Here is a 17,776-nt window from a genome sequence, read left to right as displayed (position 1 = left end):
AGCCGGTCTCGTCGAGCGTGTTGATCATCAGCTCGTAGGCGCTCGGCGGCATCGAGTCGTCGGAGTGGACCAGAGGGGGAGTGGTCCGGGCACCGCCGCGTGGGGGAGGGGTGGGGGTCGGGGGCGGCCCCGCCGGGGTCAGGCCTGCTGGTCCTCGGGCAGGCTGATCACCCAGCGGGTCTCCTGCCGGGGGCGCAGGTAGAAGAGCCAGTAGAGGGTGGCGGCGGCGGTGATGCCGCCGGTCCACAGCAGGGGCACGGTGTCCAGCTGGGTGATGATGTAGACCAGCACGACGATCAGGACCACCGGGACGGCCGGCCAGAGCGGCATCCGCCAGGCGGTGGCGTGCTTGTGCTGATCGCGGCGCGACAGCAGCGCGGCGATCGCGACCAGCAGGTACATCCCGGTGACGGCGACGCCGGTGATCTCGCTCAGCAGCTCGCCCTTGACGAAGCAGAGCGCGGCGCCCGGCAGGCCGACGGCCAGCGTGGCCACCCACGGCGAGCCGAACCGGCCCAGGGTGGAGAAGGCCTTGTTGACCGGCTCGGGCCAGGCCTTGTCGCGGGCCGAGGCGAACAGCACCCGGGAGTTCTGGATGACCATGACGATGCCGGCGTTGATGATCGCCAGCGCCACGCAGAGGCTGATGAAGGTGCCGACGGCGGAGTTGCTCCACGCGGTGACCATGCCGGAGATGTCGCCGGAGGTCAGGGTGGCCAGGTCGGGGGCGCCCATGGTGATCGCGGTGACCGGGATCAGGATGACCGCGGCGGAGATGCCGAGGGTCCACAGCACGGTGCGCGAGACGTTGCGGCGCGGGTCCTCCAGCTCCTCGGAGAGGTAGACCGCGGTGGAGAAGCCCTGGGTGATGAAGAGGGCGATGCCGAGCGCGCCGACGATGGCGCCGATGCTCACCGTGGTGGTGGCGCCGCCGTCGCCGGCGACCACCCCGTGCAGCAGGCTGGGCGCGTCGCCGTTGGCGTGGGCGAAGCCGAGCACCGACACCACACCGGCGGCGACGACCTCCAGGACCAGGAAGACGCCGGTGATCCAGGCGTTGGCGCGCAGGTCCAGCAGACCGGCCAGGGTGGCGGCGAGCATCACCGCGGCGCCGGCGATCGGCTTGTCGACGTGCAGCACCGGGGCGAGGTAGTCGGCGGTGCCGAGGGCGATCACCGAGGGGACGATCAGCACCACGATCAGCGAGAGCACGAAGACCAGCCAGCCGGCCAGTCGCCCGGCCAGGGTGCCGACCATCGCGTACTCGCCGCCGGCGCTGGGGATCAGGGTGCCGAGTTCGGAGTAGCAGAAGGCGACCGCGATGCAGAGCACCGAGCCGATCGCGATGGCCAGCGCGGTGGCGCTGCCGATGCTGGAGAACAGCTCCGGGACGATCACGAAGAGCGTGGAGGCCGGGGTGACGCAGGACAGCGTGAGCAGGGTCCCGCCCACGACGCCGATCGAGCGCTTGAGCGTCTGGGGGGAGGCGGCGCCCTCGGCCGCCGTAGTGGGGGCTACGGCGTGTGGCGGGCGAAGCGTGTCGGTCATGTGGCTTCCGATCGGCTCTGTGCGGTCCTGGAGAGGGAGCGGTATCGCCTCCGCTGGCTTGCTGCTGTGGGGTTCTGGTCCTTCGCTCCCGGGCCGTCATGGAACCTTGGCCGTAATGACTGCGTCAATGCCGGAAATGCTTCGGAATCCGTTGCGAAGGTGGGCATAAACATGCGATCCGATGATCACCGACGGTGATTGTCACGCATGTCCGACTTGTTACCTCTGCCACATCGCGCTTGAATCCAAGGTGAACGGAGCATTGCGCGCGCCCATTCCAAGGCTGATGACCGGCTCGGAGAAGGTCGCCCAGGCGGCTTCCCGGCACCGGTCACCGCCCGCCCGGGGTGCGGGAACCGCAGCCCAGGGCCGGAAAGATCTCCATAACGTTTCAGCACGTGGACGCGGAAGGGGCCGGGCTCCTCGGAACCCGACCCCTTCCCTCACTTTCCGTCACCGCCACCGGGGGCGGCCGCTCCCGCTACGCCGACGGCAACCAGCCCGTCTGCACCATCTGCCCGCTGGTGATCCGGCGCGAGACGAACACGCCCCGGCCCGGCGGCAGCGGCTGCGGCTTGACCGTGCCCAGCAGCGCGCCCTCGTCCTTGTTGCCGGAGAGGATCACGCCCTGGCCGCCCAGCTCCCGCATCCGCTGCATCACCGGCTCGTAGAGCGAACGGCCGGCGCCGCCCGCGCTCCGCGCGATGATCATGCGCAGGCCGATGTCCCGGGCGAACGGCAGGAACTCGGCCAGCGGCGCCAGCGGGTTCCCCGAACCGGTCGCCACCAGCTCGTAGTCGTCCACGATCACGAACATGTCCTTGCCGCTGTACCAGCTGCGGTTGCGCAGCTGGTCGGCGGTCACGTCCGGACCGGGGAGCCGGCGCGAGCAGGCCCCGCGCAGCATCTCCACGATGCTGGTCATGGCCGGCTGCGCGGCCGCGTACTCGACCAGGTACTCCTGCGGCACCGCGCCGAGCAGCGCGCGCCGGTAGTCGCCGACCACGATGCCGGCCTGGTCCGGGGTGTACCGCTCGGTGATCTGCTTGATCAGCATCCGCAGCGTCGCCGACTTACCGGACTCGGTGTCGCCGAAGACGATGAACAGCGGGTCCGTCTCGAAGTTGACGAACGCCGGCGCCAGCTCGACCTCGTCCACGCCGAAGGCGACCCCGCGCTCCGGGTACTCGAAGCCCTTCGGCAGCGAGTGGCCGTCCAGCACCGCCGGCAGCATCCGGACCTGCGGCGCGCGCGGGCCCGTCCAGGCCGCGTCCACGGCGGCGACCAGCGCGGTCACCCCGTCCTGGAGGTCGTCCACCGAGGACGAGCCGTCCAGCCGGGGCAGGCCGGAGAGGAAGTGCAGCTTGCCGGAGGTGACGCCGCGCCCCGGCAGGGCCGGGATGTTCTGCGCCACCCGGCGGTCCACCTCGGACTCCATCGCGTCACCGAGCTTGAGCTCGGTCCGGTTCTGCAGCAGGTCCTTCAGCGCCGGGCGGACCTCCGCGTAGCGGGCCGCCGTGATGATCAGGTGGACGCCGTACCCGAGACCGCGCTGGGCGATGTCCCCGATCACCGGCTCCAGCATCTCGAACTCCTGCTTGAAGGTGTTCCAGCCGTCGATCATCAGGAAGACGTCGCCGAACTGCTCGTCCGGCAGCTGACCGCTGGCCCGCCGGGCCCGGTAGGTCGCGATCGAGTCGATCCCGGTCGCCCGGAACAGCTCCTCGCGCCGGTTCAGCACCCCGTGCACCTCGCTGATCATCCGGCGCACCTTCTCGGCGTCCAGACGACCGGCCACCCCGCCGACGTGCGGCAGGCCCTGCAGCGACTGGAAGCCGCCGCCACCGAAGTCCAGCAGGTAGAACTGCGCCTCCAGCGGCGTGTGGGTGAGCGCGAACCCGGCCACCGTGGTGCGCACCAGCGTCGACTTGCCGGACCGCGGGCCGCCCACGATCAGACCGTGACCGGCCGCACCCGAGTAGTCCTGGTGCAGCACGTCGCGGCGCTGCTCGCGCGGCCGGTCCACGATGCCGACCGGCACGTTGAGCCGGCCCAGCGCGCCGAAGCCCGGCGAGGTGAGACCGCGCTCCGCGGTCGCCTGCAGCGGCGGCAGCAACTGGTCGACGCTCGGCGCCTCGTCCAGCGGCGGCAGCCACACCTGGTGCGCGGCCGGGCCCTGCCCCGCCATCCGCTGCACGAAGACGTCCAGCACGGTGTCGACCAGCGCGTCGTCCTGCTCCACGACCTCCGGCTCCACCTCCTGCACCGGCGGCTCCAGCACCGGCACCTCGGCGGCGGTGAACAGCACCGGCTGCGCCGTCACCAGCCGCCCGCCGGTCGACCGCTGCTGCCCCGGCGCCCGGTAGGGCCCCGAGACGTACGCGGCCTTGAACCGGTCCATCACGTCGGTGCCGAACTTCAGGTAGCCGACACCCGGCACCGGCGGCAGGTGGTAGGCGTCCGGCACCCCGATGGCCGCCCGCGACTCGGCCGCCGAGAAGGTGCGCAGACCGATCCGGTACGACAGGTAGGTGTCCAGACCGCGCAGCTTGCCCTCCTCCAGGCGCTGCGAGGCCAGCAGCAGGTGCACGCCCAGCGAACGGCCGATCCGGCCGATCTGGATGAACATGTCGATGAAGTCCGGCTTCGCGGTGAGCAGCTCGGAGAACTCGTCGATGATCAGCACCAGCGAGGGCAGCGGGTCCAGCGCCGCACCCGCCGCGCGCGCCCGCTCGTACTCGTTGAGGTTGGCGTAGTTGCCGGCCGAGCGCAGCAGCTCCTGCCGGCGGTTCATCTCGCCCTCGATCGCGTCGCGCATGCGGTCGACCAGGGTGAGCTCGCCCTCCAGGTTGGTGATCACCGCCGAGGTGTGCGGCATGTCCGCCATCCCGGCGAAGGTCGCGCCGCCCTTGAAGTCCGCGAGGACGAAGTTCAGCGTCTCCGAGGAGTGCGTCATCGCCAGGCCCAGCACCAGGGTGCGCAGCAGCTCCGACTTGCCGGAGCCGGTCGCGCCGACGCAGAGGCCGTGCGGGCCCATGCCTTCGAGCGCCGCCTCCTTGATGTCCAGGTAGACGTGCTCGCCGCCGGCCCCGACGCCGATCGGCACCCGCAGCTTCTCGTGCTGCGCCCGCGTCCGCCAGCTGCGCGTCACGTCGAACGAGCCCGGGTCGCCCGAGTTCATCAGCTCGGTGAAGTCGAGGTTGGACAGCAGCGGTTCGTCGTCGCCGCCGGCCGAGATCCGGTACGGCGCCAGCTGCCGGGCCAGGGCCTCGGACTGCCAGGTGGAGAGCGTGTCCGGGGTGCCGGAGTACGTCGCGCCGGAGGCCGAACGCAGCACCAGCTCGTCCGGGGTCACCGTCACGATCAGGTGGCCGGTCGGCTCGTCCAGGTCGCCCGGGACCACCTCGACGATGGTCACCCCGTGCACGCCCTCGGCGCCGGCCAGCAGCGAGTCGTGCGGGACGGACGCGCCGTCCATCACGACGATGATGTGCGGCTGGTCCGAGGACGGCGCCGCGTCGCGCACGAAGCGCTGGCGCCCCGCCAGTTCGTCCTGGAGCAGGTACTCCAGCTCACCGAGGCCGGTGGCGATCAGCCGGCGCGAACCCGCGCCGTCGCTGTCCTTGCGGTGCTGGTTGTGCGGGAGCCACTTGGTCCACTCCCACTCCTCCACCGCGCCCGGCGCCGCGGCCACCGTCACCAGCAGGTCGTCCGGCGAGTGCAGCGTCGTCAACTGGGCGATCATCGCCCGGACGTTGCCGTACACGGTGTCCGGGTCGCCGCACACCGTGATGTGGTAGAAGGCGCGCAGCGAGACCGCCAACGGCAGGTCCTGCAGCGTGCCGTGGGCCTTGAGGAAGGTGTGCATGGCGGCCGCGGCGAGCGGCTCCAGCTCCTCCATCGGCGCGGTCTGCGGCGCCACCAGCGGGGTCGACAGCTGGACCGGCCCCCGGCCGACCCGGATCTGGGCGAAGTCGGCGTCCCCGGTGCGGCGTTCCCAGAGCCGGCGGCCGTCCGCGACGATCGACCAGAGCTGGTCCGGCTCCGGGTTCAGGAACAGCTGCGCGCCGCGCTGGCGCTCCGCCGTGCGGCGGACCTGGCGGCGCATCTGCTGCAGGTACTTCAGGTAGTCGCGCCGCTCGTCGGCGGTGGCGGTGGAACCGCCCTTGCGCGCCCGCACGATCTGCGCCAGCGCCATGCCGACGGTCGAGACGACCATCAGGCCGCCCATGATCTTCATCGGGGCCTGTGCGCCGGGCGAGAAGAAGAACACCGCCGACCCGCCCATGCCGAGCATCGGCAGCAGGCTCATCATCCAGTCCTCGCCGCCCGACCGGGGCAGCTCGGGCGGGGTGACCAACTCCACCGGTTCGTCCGGCACCGCCGGGGGATAGGCCCGCGCGGGGCGCTTGACCGTGATCACGCTCATACGCACCCCACCCCGCGGTTTCGAACGGTCTGATCGTTCACTTCGGCATCAGCCCTCACGCAAACTGGATACGTACGGGTGAGGGCGCCCCGTGTGACGCCGCCCCCGCTCCGCCGACCGCAGGCACCCGGGGAGGAGCGCGGCCCCTGCCCCCGTCGCCTTGCGCAGGGGCCGATCCTACTGGGGCGCGTTCCGGCGGATCAGCCAGGGCGGCCCCGTGGTGCCCGGGGCCCTGCCGGCCGCCGTCCCACCGGCCCCTGCGCGCCGGCGGGCGGGAACGGAACGGGTAGGGTAACGCCGCGCCAACTCATGGCCGGATCGAGTCAGTTCCAGCCCCGACCGGCCCGCGCCAGCAGCCAGCAGGAACCGCCGCCGGTACAGCGGCACCGTCAACAAGGGGGAGCGCCCAGTGCGTCGAGCGATCGAGGGGTGCGCAGTGAGCGAGCGGAACGAGCCACTCGTCAGGGAAGCGCGCCGTTCCCGGCACGCGTCGAGCGTCCGCGAGGTGGGGGCATGAGCACCTCCGCCGCGACCGGCTTCTGCCGCGTCACCGTCGTCGCCCCGGACAGCCGGATCGACGTCGCCCTGCCCGAGGACGTCCCGCTCGCCGACGTCTACCCCGAGGTGCTGCGGCTCTCCGGGCAGACCCAGCCCGACGGCGCCCCGACCGGCTTCCACCTGGTCCGCCGCGACGGCACCGTGCTCGACAGCGGTCTGCCGCTCGCCGCGCAGCAGGTCCGCGACGGCGACCTGCTCAGCCTGCGCCCGTTCGCCGAGTCGCTGCCGCCGGCCGTCTACGACGACGTCGCCGACGCCATCGCCACCGCCGTCGAGGCCGACCGCCGGTTCTGGAGCCCCGAGTTGATGCGGGCCTTCGGCCTGATCGGCGCCGGCGTGCTGCTCACCCTGCTCGGCTTCGCGCTCTGGTTCTCCGACCTGCGCCACGACATGCACGGCCTGCCCGGCGTCCTGTCCGGCGTCATCGCCGTCGTGCTCACCGCCCTGGCCGGCGTCCGCGCCCGGGTGTACCAGGACGCCTGGGCCGCGCTCGCGCTCGGCCTCGGCGCGCTGCCGCACGCCCTGATCGGCGGCAGCGGCCTCATCGCGGTCGCCCACCCGTGGGACGGCCCGGGCCGGCTCCAGTTCCTCACCGGCTGCGTCGCCGTCCTGGTGGTGGCCGTCCTGCTGGTCGGCCTGCTGCCGGAGAAGGACTCGCTGTTCGTGGCCGCCGCCTTCGTGTCCGCCGCCGGCGCGCTGGCCACCTTCGCGGCCGTGCTGCTGCCGTCGACCCCGGCCAACCACATCGCCGCGGTCACCGGCGTCGCCGCCGTCGCCGTGATCGGCTTCCTGCCCGGCCTCTCCGCCCGGTTCGCCCGGCTGCCCGTCGGCTTCAGCGCCCCCGGCCAGACCCGGACCCGCAGCCGGGACTACGACGAGGAGGCCGGCCGCGCCGAGGCCGTCCAGTACGAGCGCATCGCCCACCAGGCCCGTCGCGGCCACGAGGTGCTGGTCGGCCTGGTCGGCGGCTGCGCAGCGGTGATCGTCGGCACCTGCGCCGTCCTCGGCTTCACCGACGAGCTCTTCCCGGAGCTGCTCGCCCTCACCCTCGGCATCGCCACCATGCTGCGCGCCCGGCTGTTCCGCTACACCGCGCAGGTCTTCAGCCTCACCATCGCCGGCCTGTTCGGCCTGTCGCTGCTGATCGTCGGCCTCTCGCTGCACACCCCGCTGTTCATCCTGAAGGCCGCCAGCTCCACCGACGTGGACCTGCGCACCATCTGGCTGGCCACCTCGATCGCCTTCGGCGCCGCGGTGCTCACCGCGATCGCCCTGGTGGTGCCCCGGCTCGGCGTCTCGCCGTTCTGGGGGCGCATCCTGGACCTGGTCGACAGCCTCACCCTGATCGCCCTCGTCCCGCTGGCGCTGGGCGTGCTGGAGGTCTACGGCCTGGTCCGCGGTGCCACCGGCTGACCGGCCGCACCGGGCACACTGGTACGCTTGCCCTTCGAGTGCAGCAGGGTGTCCGCCCCTCGCGGGTCGCCGACCGCCGGCCGCACTCAGTCACGACACCGAGTTCTCGCAGAGTCCTGTGCCGTAGACCAGGCCCGCTCGGTACCACCTCAAAGGAGTTGCAGTGGCTCTCGCCTCTGACGTCAAGAAGCAGATCTTCGCCGAGTTCGGCCAGAAGGAGGGCGACACCGGCTCCCCCGAGGTCCAGGTCGCCATGCTCTCGCGCCGCATCTCGGACCTGACCGAGCACCTCAAGGCCCACAAGCACGACCACCACTCGCGTCGTGGCCTGCTGATCCTGGTCGGCCAGCGCCGCCGCCTGCTGCAGTACCTGGCCAAGAAGGACATCGAGCGCTTCCGTACGCTCGTCGACCGCCTGGGCATCCGCCGCGGTGCCGCCGGTGGCGCCCGCTAAGACCGCCGCTCGGGGCGGCTCCCCCCACCGGGGAGCCGCCCCTCGCGCGTATGCCGCGGTCGCCGACCCGCGACCCGGCACCGCATAACAACTCGCGCGCACCTCCCCTGGTGGCCGAGGATTGCACCGTAGGGTTGTGGGCATGCCGGGTGATGGCGCGACACCGCGCCACCCGGGCGAAAGACCCCGACCCCCCGCGGGACGAAGGCTTCAAACGGAAGCCGCCCGCATCCGAGAGAGCGTCCAGACGCGGACCGCCCGCCCCGGCCTGGCAGCCGAGAGGCGCCGGTCCTCGGTAGTGGCCGCCGGAAGCCCCGCAGACCGAGCGGGGCCCACCGGAGGCTTCGATCGAAGACCGGCCCGACTGCCTTCCTCTGCGCAAGAGCGCACGAGGGCCCCGGGCCACCGGCAGCGATGCGCGGGGGCGCTCTCCCGGAGACGTACGAAAGAGGAGATCTTCCAGGTGGAAGAGAACGTGTTCTACGCCGAAGCCGTGATCGACAACGGTTCCTTCGGCACCCGTACCATCCGCTTCGAGACGGGCCGCCTGGCCCGTCAGGCCGCCGGCTCCGCCGTGGCCTACCTGGACGACGACACCATGGTGCTGTCGGCCACCAGCGCCTCCAAGCAGCCGAAGGAGCACTTCGACTTCTTCCCGCTGACCGTGGACGTCGAGGAGCGGATGTACGCCGCCGGGCGCATCCCCGGCTCGTTCTTCCGTCGCGAGGGCCGGCCCTCCGAGGACGCGATCCTCACCTGCCGCCTGATCGACCGCCCGCTGCGCCCGTCCTTCGTCAAGGGCCTGCGCAACGAGATCCAGGTCGTCGTCACCGTGATGGCGCTCAACCCCGACCACCTGTACGACGTGGTGGCCATCAACGCCGCCTCCGCGTCCACCCAGCTGGCGGGCCTGCCGTTCTCCGGCCCGATCGGCGGCGTCCGCGTCGCGCTGATCAAGGGCCAGTGGGTGGCCTTCCCGACCCACTCCGAGCTGGAGTCGGCCGTCTTCGACATGGTCGTCGCCGGCCGCGTCCTGCCCGACGGTGACGTCGCGATCATGATGGTCGAGGCCGAGGCCACCGACAAGACCATCAAGCTGGTCGAGGGCGGCGCCGAGGCGCCGACCGAGGACGTCGTCGCCGCCGGTCTGGACGCCGCGAAGCCGTTCATCAAGGTGCTCTGCGCCGCGCAGTCCCAGCTGGCCGCCCAGGCCGCCAAGCCCACCGGCGAGTTCCCGGTCTTCCTGGACTACCAGGACGACGTGCTCGCCGCCCTGACCGCCGCGGTCAAGGACGAGCTGGCCCAGGCGCTCACCATCCCGGGCAAGCAGGAGCGCAACAACGAGCTGGACCGCGTCAAGGCGATCGCCGCCGAGAAGCTCCTGCCGGAGTTCGAGGGTCGCGAGAAGGAGATCAGCGCCGCGTACAACGCGCTGACCAAGAAGGTCGTGCGCGAGCGCGTCATCAAGGACAAGGTCCGCATCGACGGCCGCGGTGTCACCGACATCCGCACCCTGGCCGCCGAGGTCGAGGCCATCCCGCGCGTCCACGGCTCGGCCCTGTTCGAGCGCGGCGAGACCCAGATCCTGGGTGTCACCACGCTGAACATGCTGCGCATGGAGCAGCAGCTGGACACGCTCTCCCCGGAGACGCGTCGCCGCTACATGCACAACTACAACTTCCCGCCGTACTCGGTCGGCGAGACCGGCCGCGTGGGCTCGCCCAAGCGCCGCGAGATCGGCCACGGCGCGCTGGCGGAGCGGGCGATCCTGCCCGTGCTGCCGACCCGCGAGGAGTTCCCCTACGCGATCCGCCAGGTCTCCGAGGCGCTGAGCTCCAACGGCTCCACCTCGATGGGCTCGGTCTGCGCCTCCACCATGTCGCTGCTGAACGCCGGTGTGCCGCTGAAGGCCGCCGTCGCCGGTATCGCCATGGGCCTCATCTCGCAGGAGATCGACGGCGAGACGCACTACGTCGCGCTGACCGACATCCTGGGCGCCGAGGACGCGTACGGCGACATGGACTTCAAGGTCGCCGGTACCCGCAACTTCATCACCGCGCTGCAGCTGGACACCAAGCTGAACGGCATCCCGGCCTCCGTGCTGGCCGCCGCGCTGAAGCAGGCCAAGGACGCCCGCCTGCACATCCTCGACGTGATGAACGAGGCCATCGACGCGCCCGACGAGATGTCGCCGAACGCGCCGCGCATCATCACCATCAAGATCCCGGTGGACAAGATCGGTGAGGTCATCGGCCCCAAGGGCAAGATGATCAACCAGATCCAGGAGGACACCGGCGCGGACATCACCATCGAGGACGACGGCACCATCTACATCGGTGCGGTCGACGGTCCCTCGGCGGAGGCTGCCCGTACGACGATCAACCAGATCGCCAACCCGACCATGCCGGAGGTCGGGGAGCGCTACCTGGGCACCGTGGTGAAGACCACGACGTTCGGCGCGTTCGTTTCGCTCATGCCGGGCAAGGACGGCCTGCTGCACATCTCGCAGATCCGCAAGCTGGCCGGTGGCAAGCGCGTGGAGAACGTCGAGGACGTGCTCGCCGTCGGCGCCAAGGTCCAGGTCGAGATCGCCGAGATCGACCCGCGCGGCAAGCTCTCGCTGATCCCGGTCGTCGAGGGCGAAGAGGGTGGCGAGGCCGCTTCCGAGTGAAGCGCCGCTAGCCCCCCGGTTCGATAGAAGCGGCCGCGGCCCGCACGCCCCGTCGGCGTGCGGGCCGCACCCTGTTGTTGCACATGCTTTCTACGGAGGTACACCCCGTGGCCCAGGCCTCGGCGGCGAAGCAGCGCCCCGGCACCACCCGGACCCTGCTCAAGGGCGTGGACGGCGCCGGCACGGTGCGCCGCACCGTCCTCCCCGGCGGCCTGCGGGTCGTCACCGAGACCCTGCCGACGGTGCGCTCCGCGACCTTCGGCATCTGGGTCGGAGTCGGTTCGCGGGACGAGACCCCCCAGCTCAACGGCGCCACGCACTACCTGGAGCACCTGCTCTTCAAGGGCACCGAGCGGCGCAGCGCGCTGGACATCTCGGCCGCCCTGGACGCGGTCGGCGGTGAGATGAACGCCTTCACCGCCAAGGAGAACACCTGCTACTACGCCAGGGTGCTCGACACCGACCTGCCGCTCGCCATCGACGTGGTGTGCGACATGCTCACCGGCTCGCTGATCCGCCCGGAGGACGTCGAGGCCGAGCGCGGCGTCATCCTGGAGGAGATGGCGATGGCGGAGGACGACCCGGGCGACGTGGTGCACGACCTCTTCGCCAAGGTGATCTTCGGCAGCGGCCCGCTCGGCCGCCCGATCCTCGGCACCCAGGAGACGGTCAACGGGCTCACCCGCGACCAGATCGCCGGGTTCTTCCACCGCCGCTACAAGCCCGAGCACCTGGTCGTCGCCGCGGCCGGCAACCTCGACCACCGCAAGGTGGTCCGCCAGGTCGAGAAGGCCTTCGCGGCGCTGCTGGCGCGTTCCGCGGCCGAGCCCGCCGAGGCCCGCCGCGGCGTCAAGGCCGTGCGCACCGCCGGCAAGGTCGAGGTGCTCAACCGCTCCACCGAGCAGGCCCACCTGGTGCTCGGCGTGCCTGGGGTGCCGCGCCACGACGAGCGCCGCTGGGCGATGGGCGTGCTGAACGCGGCGCTCGGCGGCGGGATGAGCTCGCGGCTGTTCCAGGAGGTCCGGGAGAAGCGAGGCCTGGCGTACTCGGTGTACTCGTACTCGTCCTCCTACGCGGACAGCGGCCTGTTCGGCATCTACGCCGGCTGCCAGCCCAAGCGCGTCGAGGAGGTGCTGCGGATCTGCCGCGAGGAGCTCGCCAAGGTGGTCGCCGACGGCATCACCGAGGAGGAGCTGCGCCGGGCGATCGGCCAGATCTCCGGCTCCACCGTGCTCGGCATGGAGGACACCGGCTCCCTGATGAACCGGATCGGCAAGGCCGAGCTGAGCTACGGCCACCACCTCTCGGTGGACGACATGCTGGCGCGGATCGCGGCCGTGACCCTGGACGACGTCCACGCGGTGGCCCGTGATGTGCTGGGCGCGCACCGGCCCTCGCTGGCGCTGATCGGTCCGATCAACGACAAGCGGGCCGCCCGGCTCGCCGACCTGCTGGTCTGAAGGGACTTCTCACCATGACGCTGCGTGTCGCCGTGATCGGCGCCAAGGGCCGGATCGGCTCCGAGGCGGTCAAGGCCGTCGAGGCCGCCCCCGACCTGGAGCTGGTCGCCGCCCTGGGCCGGGGCTCGGACCTCGACGAGCTGACCCGGGCCGGGGCCCAGGTCGCCGTCGAGCTGACCCACCCCGACTCGGTGATGGCCAACCTCGACTACTGCGTCCACCACGGCATCCACGTCGTCACCGGGACCACCGGCTGGGACGACGCGCGGCTGGGCGAGCTGGAGGGCTGGCTGATGCCGGGCGGCGAGCCGCGGCCGCTCGGTGTGCTGGTCGCGCCGAACTTCTCGCTGGGCGCGGTGCTGGGCATGAAGTTCGCCCAGACCGCCGCCAGGTACTTCGAGTCGGTCGAGGTCGTCGAGCTGCACCACGACCGCAAGGCCGACGCGCCGAGCGGTACGGCCACCCGGACCGCGCAGCTGATCGCCGCGGCCCGCGCCGAGGCCGGCCGCCCGCCGCAGCAGGACCCGACCACGCACAGCCTGCCCGGTGCCCGCGGCGCGGACGTGGACGGGGTCCCGGTGCACGCCGTCCGGCTGCGCGGCCTGCTGGCGCACCAGCAGGTGATGTTCGGCGACACCGGCGAGACCCTCACCATCCGGCACGACTCGCTGCACCACAGCAGCTTCATGCCGGGCATCCTGCTCGGGGTGCGCAAGGTCGTCGAGAACCACGGTCTCACCGTGGGCCTCGAGAACTTCCTGGACCTGTGAGCGACCGGTGACCTCCCGTACCGGTTTCTTCGTCCTCTCCGGCGTGCTGCTGCTGGTGGCCCTGGTCTGCGTCGGCGAGGGCGTCCAGCTGATCGCCACCGGCAAGCCGCTCGGCATCGGCCTGGGCCTGTGCGCCTTCGTGGTCCCGCCGATCGGGGTCTGGTTCCTGCGCCAGACCGTCCGCTTCGGCCGGGCCAGCGAGCGGCTCGCCCGCGAGCTGGAGGCCGAGGGCGGCCTGCCGGTGGACGAGCTGAAGCGCACCGCCGGCGGCCGGATCGACCGGGACTCGGCCGACGCGGTGTTCGCCCGCCGCAAGGCCGAGGCGGAGGCCTCGCCCGGCGACTGGCGGGTCTTCTTCCGCCTCGCGGTGGCGTACGCCGATGCCGGCGACACCCCGCGCGCCCGTAAGACCATGCAGCACGCGATCCGGCTGCACCGCACCAACGAACCCGCAAGGAGTACCGCGTGACCGACGAACCCACCGCCCCCAGGTTCCGCAGCGATGTCACCGTGGAGCTGGTCCGCAGCTCCGCCGCCGACTCGGACGTCATCTGGGCGGCCCGGGTCTCGACGGCCGGGGAGCAGTCCCTGGAGGCGTTGCAGCAGGACCCGGAGAAGTCCACCGGTCTGATCAACTACCTGATGCGGGACCGGCACGGTACGCCGTTCGAGCACAACTCGATGACCTTCTTCATCAGTGCGCCGATCTTCGTCTTCCGGGAGTTCCACCGCCACCGCAGCGGCTGGTCGTACAACGAGGAGTCCGGCCGCTACCGCGAGCTGCAGCCGGTGTTCTACGTGCCCGGTGAGGAGCGCAAGCTCGTCCAGCAGGGCCGCCCGGGGCGGTACGAGTTCGTCGAGGGCACGCCGAAGCAGTTCGACGTGGTCGCCGAGCAGATGGAGGCCGCCTACCAGGGCGCCTACCGGGCGTACCAGGAGATGCTGGCGGCCGGTGTCGCCCGCGAGGTGGCCCGGGCCGTGCTGCCGGTCGGCCTGTTCTCCTCGATGTACGCGACCTGCAACGCCCGCTCGCTGATGCACTTCCTGTCGCTGCGGACCAAGAAGGAGAACGCCACGGTGCCGTCGTTCCCGCAGCGCGAGATCGAGATGGTCGCCGAGCAGATGGAGGAGCAGTGGGCCCGGCTCATGCCGCTCACCCATGCGGCCTTCGAGAAGCACGGCCGGGTCGCCCCCTGACCTGGGGTGACAGGCATATGGGCGGCTTGCCTGGCATGTCTGGATTGCGGCTTTTCTAGCCGCTCCCTACGCTCGTGACACGGATTCCGGTGCTGCGTGAACCCCCGAGCATGCAGCACCGGAATCCCATCTTTGTGCCGCTCCGCGCGCCACACCTGTCCGAACCCTGGACCGGCCTGGGTACCGCCCCACCGCCTACGAGTAGTTTTGGACGCATGGCTCCGACCTCCACCCCCCAGACGCCGTTCGGCCGGGTCCTGACCGCGATGGTGACCCCGTTCACCGCTGACGGCGGGCTCGACCTCGACGGCGCCCAGCGCCTCGCCGCACACCTCGTCGACGCAGGCAACGACGGCCTCGTCCTCAACGGCACCACCGGTGAGTCCCCGACCACCAGCGACGCCGAGAAGGCCCGGCTGGTCCGCGCCGTCGTGGAAGCGGTGGGGGACCGCGCCCACGTGGTGGCCGGTGTCGGCACCAACGACACGCACCACAGCGCCGACCTCGCCCGCCAGGCCGAGGCGGCCGGGGCCCACGGTCTGCTGGTCGTCACGCCGTACTACAGCAAGCCCCCGCAGGAGGGCCTGTACCGGCACACCACGCACATCGCGGACGCCACCGGCCTGCCGGTCATGCTCTACGACATTCCCGGCCGCAGCGGTGTGGCGCTGAGCCACGAGACGCTGGTCCGGCTCGGCGAGCACCCGCGGATCGTCGCCAACAAGGACGCCAAGGGCGACCTCGGCGCCGCCGCCTGGGCCATCGCCCGCTCCGACCTGGCGTGGTACTCCGGCGACGACATCCTCAACCTGCCGCTGCTCTCGGTCGGCGCCGTCGGTGTGGTCAGCGTGGTCGGGCACGTGGTCGCCGCGGAGCTGCGCAGCATGGTCGACGCCTACCTGGGCGGGGATGTGGCCAAGGCCACGGCGATCCACCAGAGCCTGCTGCCGGTCTTCAGCGGTATGTTCCGCACGCAGGGTGTCATCCTCACCAAGGCGGCCCTGGAGCTGCAGGGCCGGCCCGCCGGCCCGCTCCGGCTGCCGCTGGTCGGCGCGACTTCCGAGGAGATCGCGCAATTGAAGAAGGATCTCGCCGCCGGCGGGGTACACCTGTAACAGACAAGACGTGCGCGCCCCGGCTCGCCGGACCTCCCAGGAGGGCCGCCGCTGGACCGGAACGAAGGCGTGAGAGTACTTACCCAGTAGGAAACCGACACTGAGTACGCACGCCATATGTCTCTCGGGGAGGACCCCAGGCATATGGCGTGCGTCGTGAGGAGAGTCTTTTGAGCCACCCGCATCCCGAACTCGGCGCGCCCCCGGCCCTCAAGGAGGGCGCCCTGCGCATCACTCCGCTCGGCGGCCTCGGCGAGATCGGCCGCAACATGACGGTCCTCGAATTCGGGGACCGCATTCTCATCGTCGACTGCGGCGTCCTCTTCCCCGAGGACGAGCAGCCCGGCGTCGACCTGATCCTCCCGGACTTCAGCTACATCCGGGGCCGGCTCGACAAGATCGACGGCATCGTGCTGACCCACGGGCACGAGGACCACATCGGTGCCGTCCCGTTCCTGCTCCGGGAGAACCCGGACATCCCGCTGATCGGGTCGAAGCTCACCCTGGCGCTGATCGAGGCCAAGCTCGCCGAGCACCGCATCCACCCGTACGTGCTGGAGGTGAAGGAGGGCGACCGCGAGCGGATCGGCCCCTTCGACTGCCAGTTCATCGCGGTCAACCACTCCATCCCGGACGCGCTGGCCGTCGCCGTGCGCACGCCCGCCGGCATGGTGGTCGCCACCGGTGACTTCAAGATGGACCAGCTGCCGCTCGACGGCCGCCTCACCGACCTCCCGGCCTTCGCCAAGCTGGCCGAGGAGGGCATGGACCTGCTGCTGGTGGACTCCACCAACGCCGAGGTCCCCGGCTTCATCCCGCACGAGCGGGACATCTCGGCCGCGCTGCGGAACGTCTTCGCCAACGCCGACAAGCGCATCATCGTCGCCTCCTTCGCCAGCCACGTGCACCGCATCCAGCAGGTGCTGGACGCCGCGCACGAGTACAAGCGCAAGGTCGCCTTCGTCGGCCGCTCGATGGTCCGCAACATGGGCATCGCCCGCGACCTCGGCTACCTGAAGGTCCCCGGCAACCTGGTCGTCGACGTCAAGCAGCTGGACGACCTCCCGGACAAGGAGGTCGTGCTGATCTGCACCGGTTCGCAGGGCGAGCCGATGGCGGCGCTGTCCCGGATGGCCAACCGCGACCACCAGATCCGCATCGTCGAGGGCGACACCGTCATCCTGGCCTCGTCGCTGATCCCCGGCAACGAGAACGCCGTGTACCGGGTGATCAACGGCCTGACCCGCTGGGGCGCCAAGGTCGTGCACAAGGGCAACGCCAAGGTGCACGTCTCGGGCCACGCCTCGGCCGGCGAGCTGCTGTACTTCTTCAACATCTGCAAGCCGCGCAACCTGATGCCGGTGCACGGCGAATGGCGCCACCTGCGCGCCGCCGCCGACCTGGGCATCGCGACGGGCATCCCGAAGCACCGCACGGTCATCGCGGAGGACGGCGTCTGCGTCGACCTGGAGAACGGCGTCGCCCGCATCGTGGGCAAGGTGCAGGCCGGCTACGTCTACGTCGACGGTTCGTCCGTCGGCGACATCACCGAGGCGTCCCTGAAGGACCGCCGGATCCTCGGCGAGGAGGGCTTCATCTCGGTCTTCGTGGTGGTCGACTCCACCAACGGGAAGATCGTGGGCGGTCCGACCATCCAGGCCCGCGGTTCCGGCATCGACGACAAGGCGTTCGCCCCGGTGGCGGCCAAGCTCCAGGAGGCACTGGACCGCTCGGCGGGCGACGGCGTCCTGGAGATCCGCCAGGTCCAGCAGCTCGTGCGCCGGACCATGGGCAAGTGGGTGGCGGACAACTACCGCCGCCGGCCGATGATCCTGCCGGTCGTCGTCGAGGTCTGAGCCTCCCCACGGCCAGTTTGACGTGGGGCGACCCGGTGCGTAGTGTTCTCCGGGTTGCCCCACGGGACGGCCTGCCGGAAGTTCTCGAACGAAATTCGAGAACAAAAGGCGGAAAACGGCCCGAGAAACTCTGCTAGAGTTCGGGAGCGCCGAAAGGCGAAAGCCGATCAGGTAAATGAAACTCCGGAAAACGGAGCGGAAAACATCTGATAAGCTGGAAACACGAAAGAACGAAGCGCCCGGAGGGCCCGCTGGAAGGCGGTCCGAAGGAAGTGTCCGTTCCTTGAGAACTCAACAGCGTGCCA

Annotated in this window: 11 protein-coding genes; 9 read left to right on the top strand and 2 right to left on the bottom strand. The window is 71.0% G+C overall.

Annotated elements, in window-relative coordinates; translation table 11 throughout:
* Positions 1–138 precede the first annotated feature (138 nt).
* Positions 139–1,548 (bottom strand): APC family permease, encoded by a 1,410-nt coding sequence (locus tag ABT263_RS36525; protein WP_352297655.1) that lies wholly within the window; start codon positions 1,546–1,548, stop codon positions 139–141.
* A gap of 481 nt (positions 1,549–2,029) precedes the next feature.
* Positions 2,030–5,977 (bottom strand): type VII secretion protein EccCa, encoded by a 3,948-nt coding sequence (gene eccCa, locus ABT263_RS36520; protein ID WP_352297652.1) that lies wholly within the window; start codon positions 5,975–5,977, stop codon positions 2,030–2,032.
* A 513-nt stretch (positions 5,978–6,490) separates the two neighbouring features.
* Here eccCa and eccD point away from each other — a divergent pair.
* The 9 genes from eccD to ABT263_RS36475 all read left to right on the top strand — a co-directional run bounded on the left by eccD (position 6,491) and on the right by ABT263_RS36475 (position 17,471).
* Positions 6,491–7,948 carry a type VII secretion integral membrane protein EccD gene (eccD, locus tag ABT263_RS36515; protein ID WP_329487697.1) on the top strand — a complete coding sequence of 486 codons (1,458 nt, stop codon included), beginning with the start codon at positions 6,491–6,493 and terminating at the stop codon, positions 7,946–7,948.
* Positions 7,949–8,111: 163 nt separating this feature from the next.
* Positions 8,112–8,402: a 30S ribosomal protein S15 gene (gene rpsO / locus ABT263_RS36510; protein WP_030397713.1), complete on the top strand. Its 291-nt coding sequence runs from the start codon at positions 8,112–8,114 to the stop codon at positions 8,400–8,402.
* 463 nt (positions 8,403–8,865) lie between these two features.
* Positions 8,866–11,073, top strand: a complete 2,208-nt coding sequence (locus ABT263_RS36505; RefSeq protein WP_329487696.1) for a polyribonucleotide nucleotidyltransferase — start codon at positions 8,866–8,868, stop codon at positions 11,071–11,073.
* Between the two features lie 83 nt (positions 11,074–11,156).
* A complete protein-coding gene (locus ABT263_RS36500) occupies positions 11,157–12,533 on the top strand; it encodes a M16 family metallopeptidase (protein WP_380390764.1) in 1,377 nt (458 codons plus the stop codon).
* Between the two features lie 14 nt (positions 12,534–12,547).
* Positions 12,548–13,303 (top strand): 4-hydroxy-tetrahydrodipicolinate reductase, encoded by a 756-nt coding sequence (dapB, locus tag ABT263_RS36495; protein WP_352297646.1) that lies wholly within the window; start codon positions 12,548–12,550, stop codon positions 13,301–13,303.
* Positions 13,304–13,310: 7 nt separating this feature from the next.
* Positions 13,311–13,772, top strand: a complete 462-nt coding sequence (locus ABT263_RS36490; RefSeq protein WP_329487693.1) for a tetratricopeptide repeat protein — start codon at positions 13,311–13,313, stop codon at positions 13,770–13,772.
* Positions 13,769–14,500 carry an FAD-dependent thymidylate synthase gene (thyX, locus tag ABT263_RS36485; protein WP_352297643.1) on the top strand — a complete coding sequence of 244 codons (732 nt, stop codon included), beginning with the start codon at positions 13,769–13,771 and terminating at the stop codon, positions 14,498–14,500. Before ABT263_RS36490 ends, thyX begins: the two co-directional genes overlap by 4 nt.
* Before the next feature lie 215 nt (positions 14,501–14,715).
* Positions 14,716–15,615: a 4-hydroxy-tetrahydrodipicolinate synthase gene (gene dapA, locus ABT263_RS36480; RefSeq protein WP_352297641.1), complete on the top strand. Its 900-nt coding sequence runs from the start codon at positions 14,716–14,718 to the stop codon at positions 15,613–15,615.
* A 170-nt stretch (positions 15,616–15,785) separates the two neighbouring features.
* Positions 15,786–17,471, top strand: a complete 1,686-nt coding sequence (locus ABT263_RS36475) for a ribonuclease J (protein WP_352297638.1) — start codon at positions 15,786–15,788, stop codon at positions 17,469–17,471.
* The last annotated feature ends 305 nt before the right edge of the window (positions 17,472–17,776 follow it).

The organism is Kitasatospora sp. NPDC001603, assembly GCF_040298365.1.
Lineage (GTDB): Bacteria > Actinomycetota > Actinomycetes > Streptomycetales > Streptomycetaceae > Kitasatospora.
Note: the sequence above shows the minus strand (reverse complement) of the source record. Positions and strands in the feature narration are given on the sequence as shown.

Excerpts from the sequence above, each read along its gene's own strand:
- ABT263_RS36525 (WP_352297655.1), bottom strand. The coding sequence starts at position 1,548 with ATGACCGACACGCTTCGCCCGCCACACGCCGTAGCCCCCACTACGGCG.
- eccCa (WP_352297652.1), bottom strand. The coding sequence starts at position 5,977 with ATGAGCGTGATCACGGTCAAGCGCCCCGCGCGGGCCTATCCCCCGGCG.
- eccD (WP_329487697.1), top strand. The coding sequence starts at position 6,491 with ATGAGCACCTCCGCCGCGACCGGCTTCTGCCGCGTCACCGTCGTCGCC.
- ABT263_RS36500 (WP_380390764.1), top strand. The coding sequence starts at position 11,157 with ATGCTTTCTACGGAGGTACACCCCGTGGCCCAGGCCTCGGCGGCGAAG.
- dapB (WP_352297646.1), top strand. The coding sequence starts at position 12,548 with ATGACGCTGCGTGTCGCCGTGATCGGCGCCAAGGGCCGGATCGGCTCC.
- dapA (WP_352297641.1), top strand. The coding sequence starts at position 14,716 with ATGGCTCCGACCTCCACCCCCCAGACGCCGTTCGGCCGGGTCCTGACC.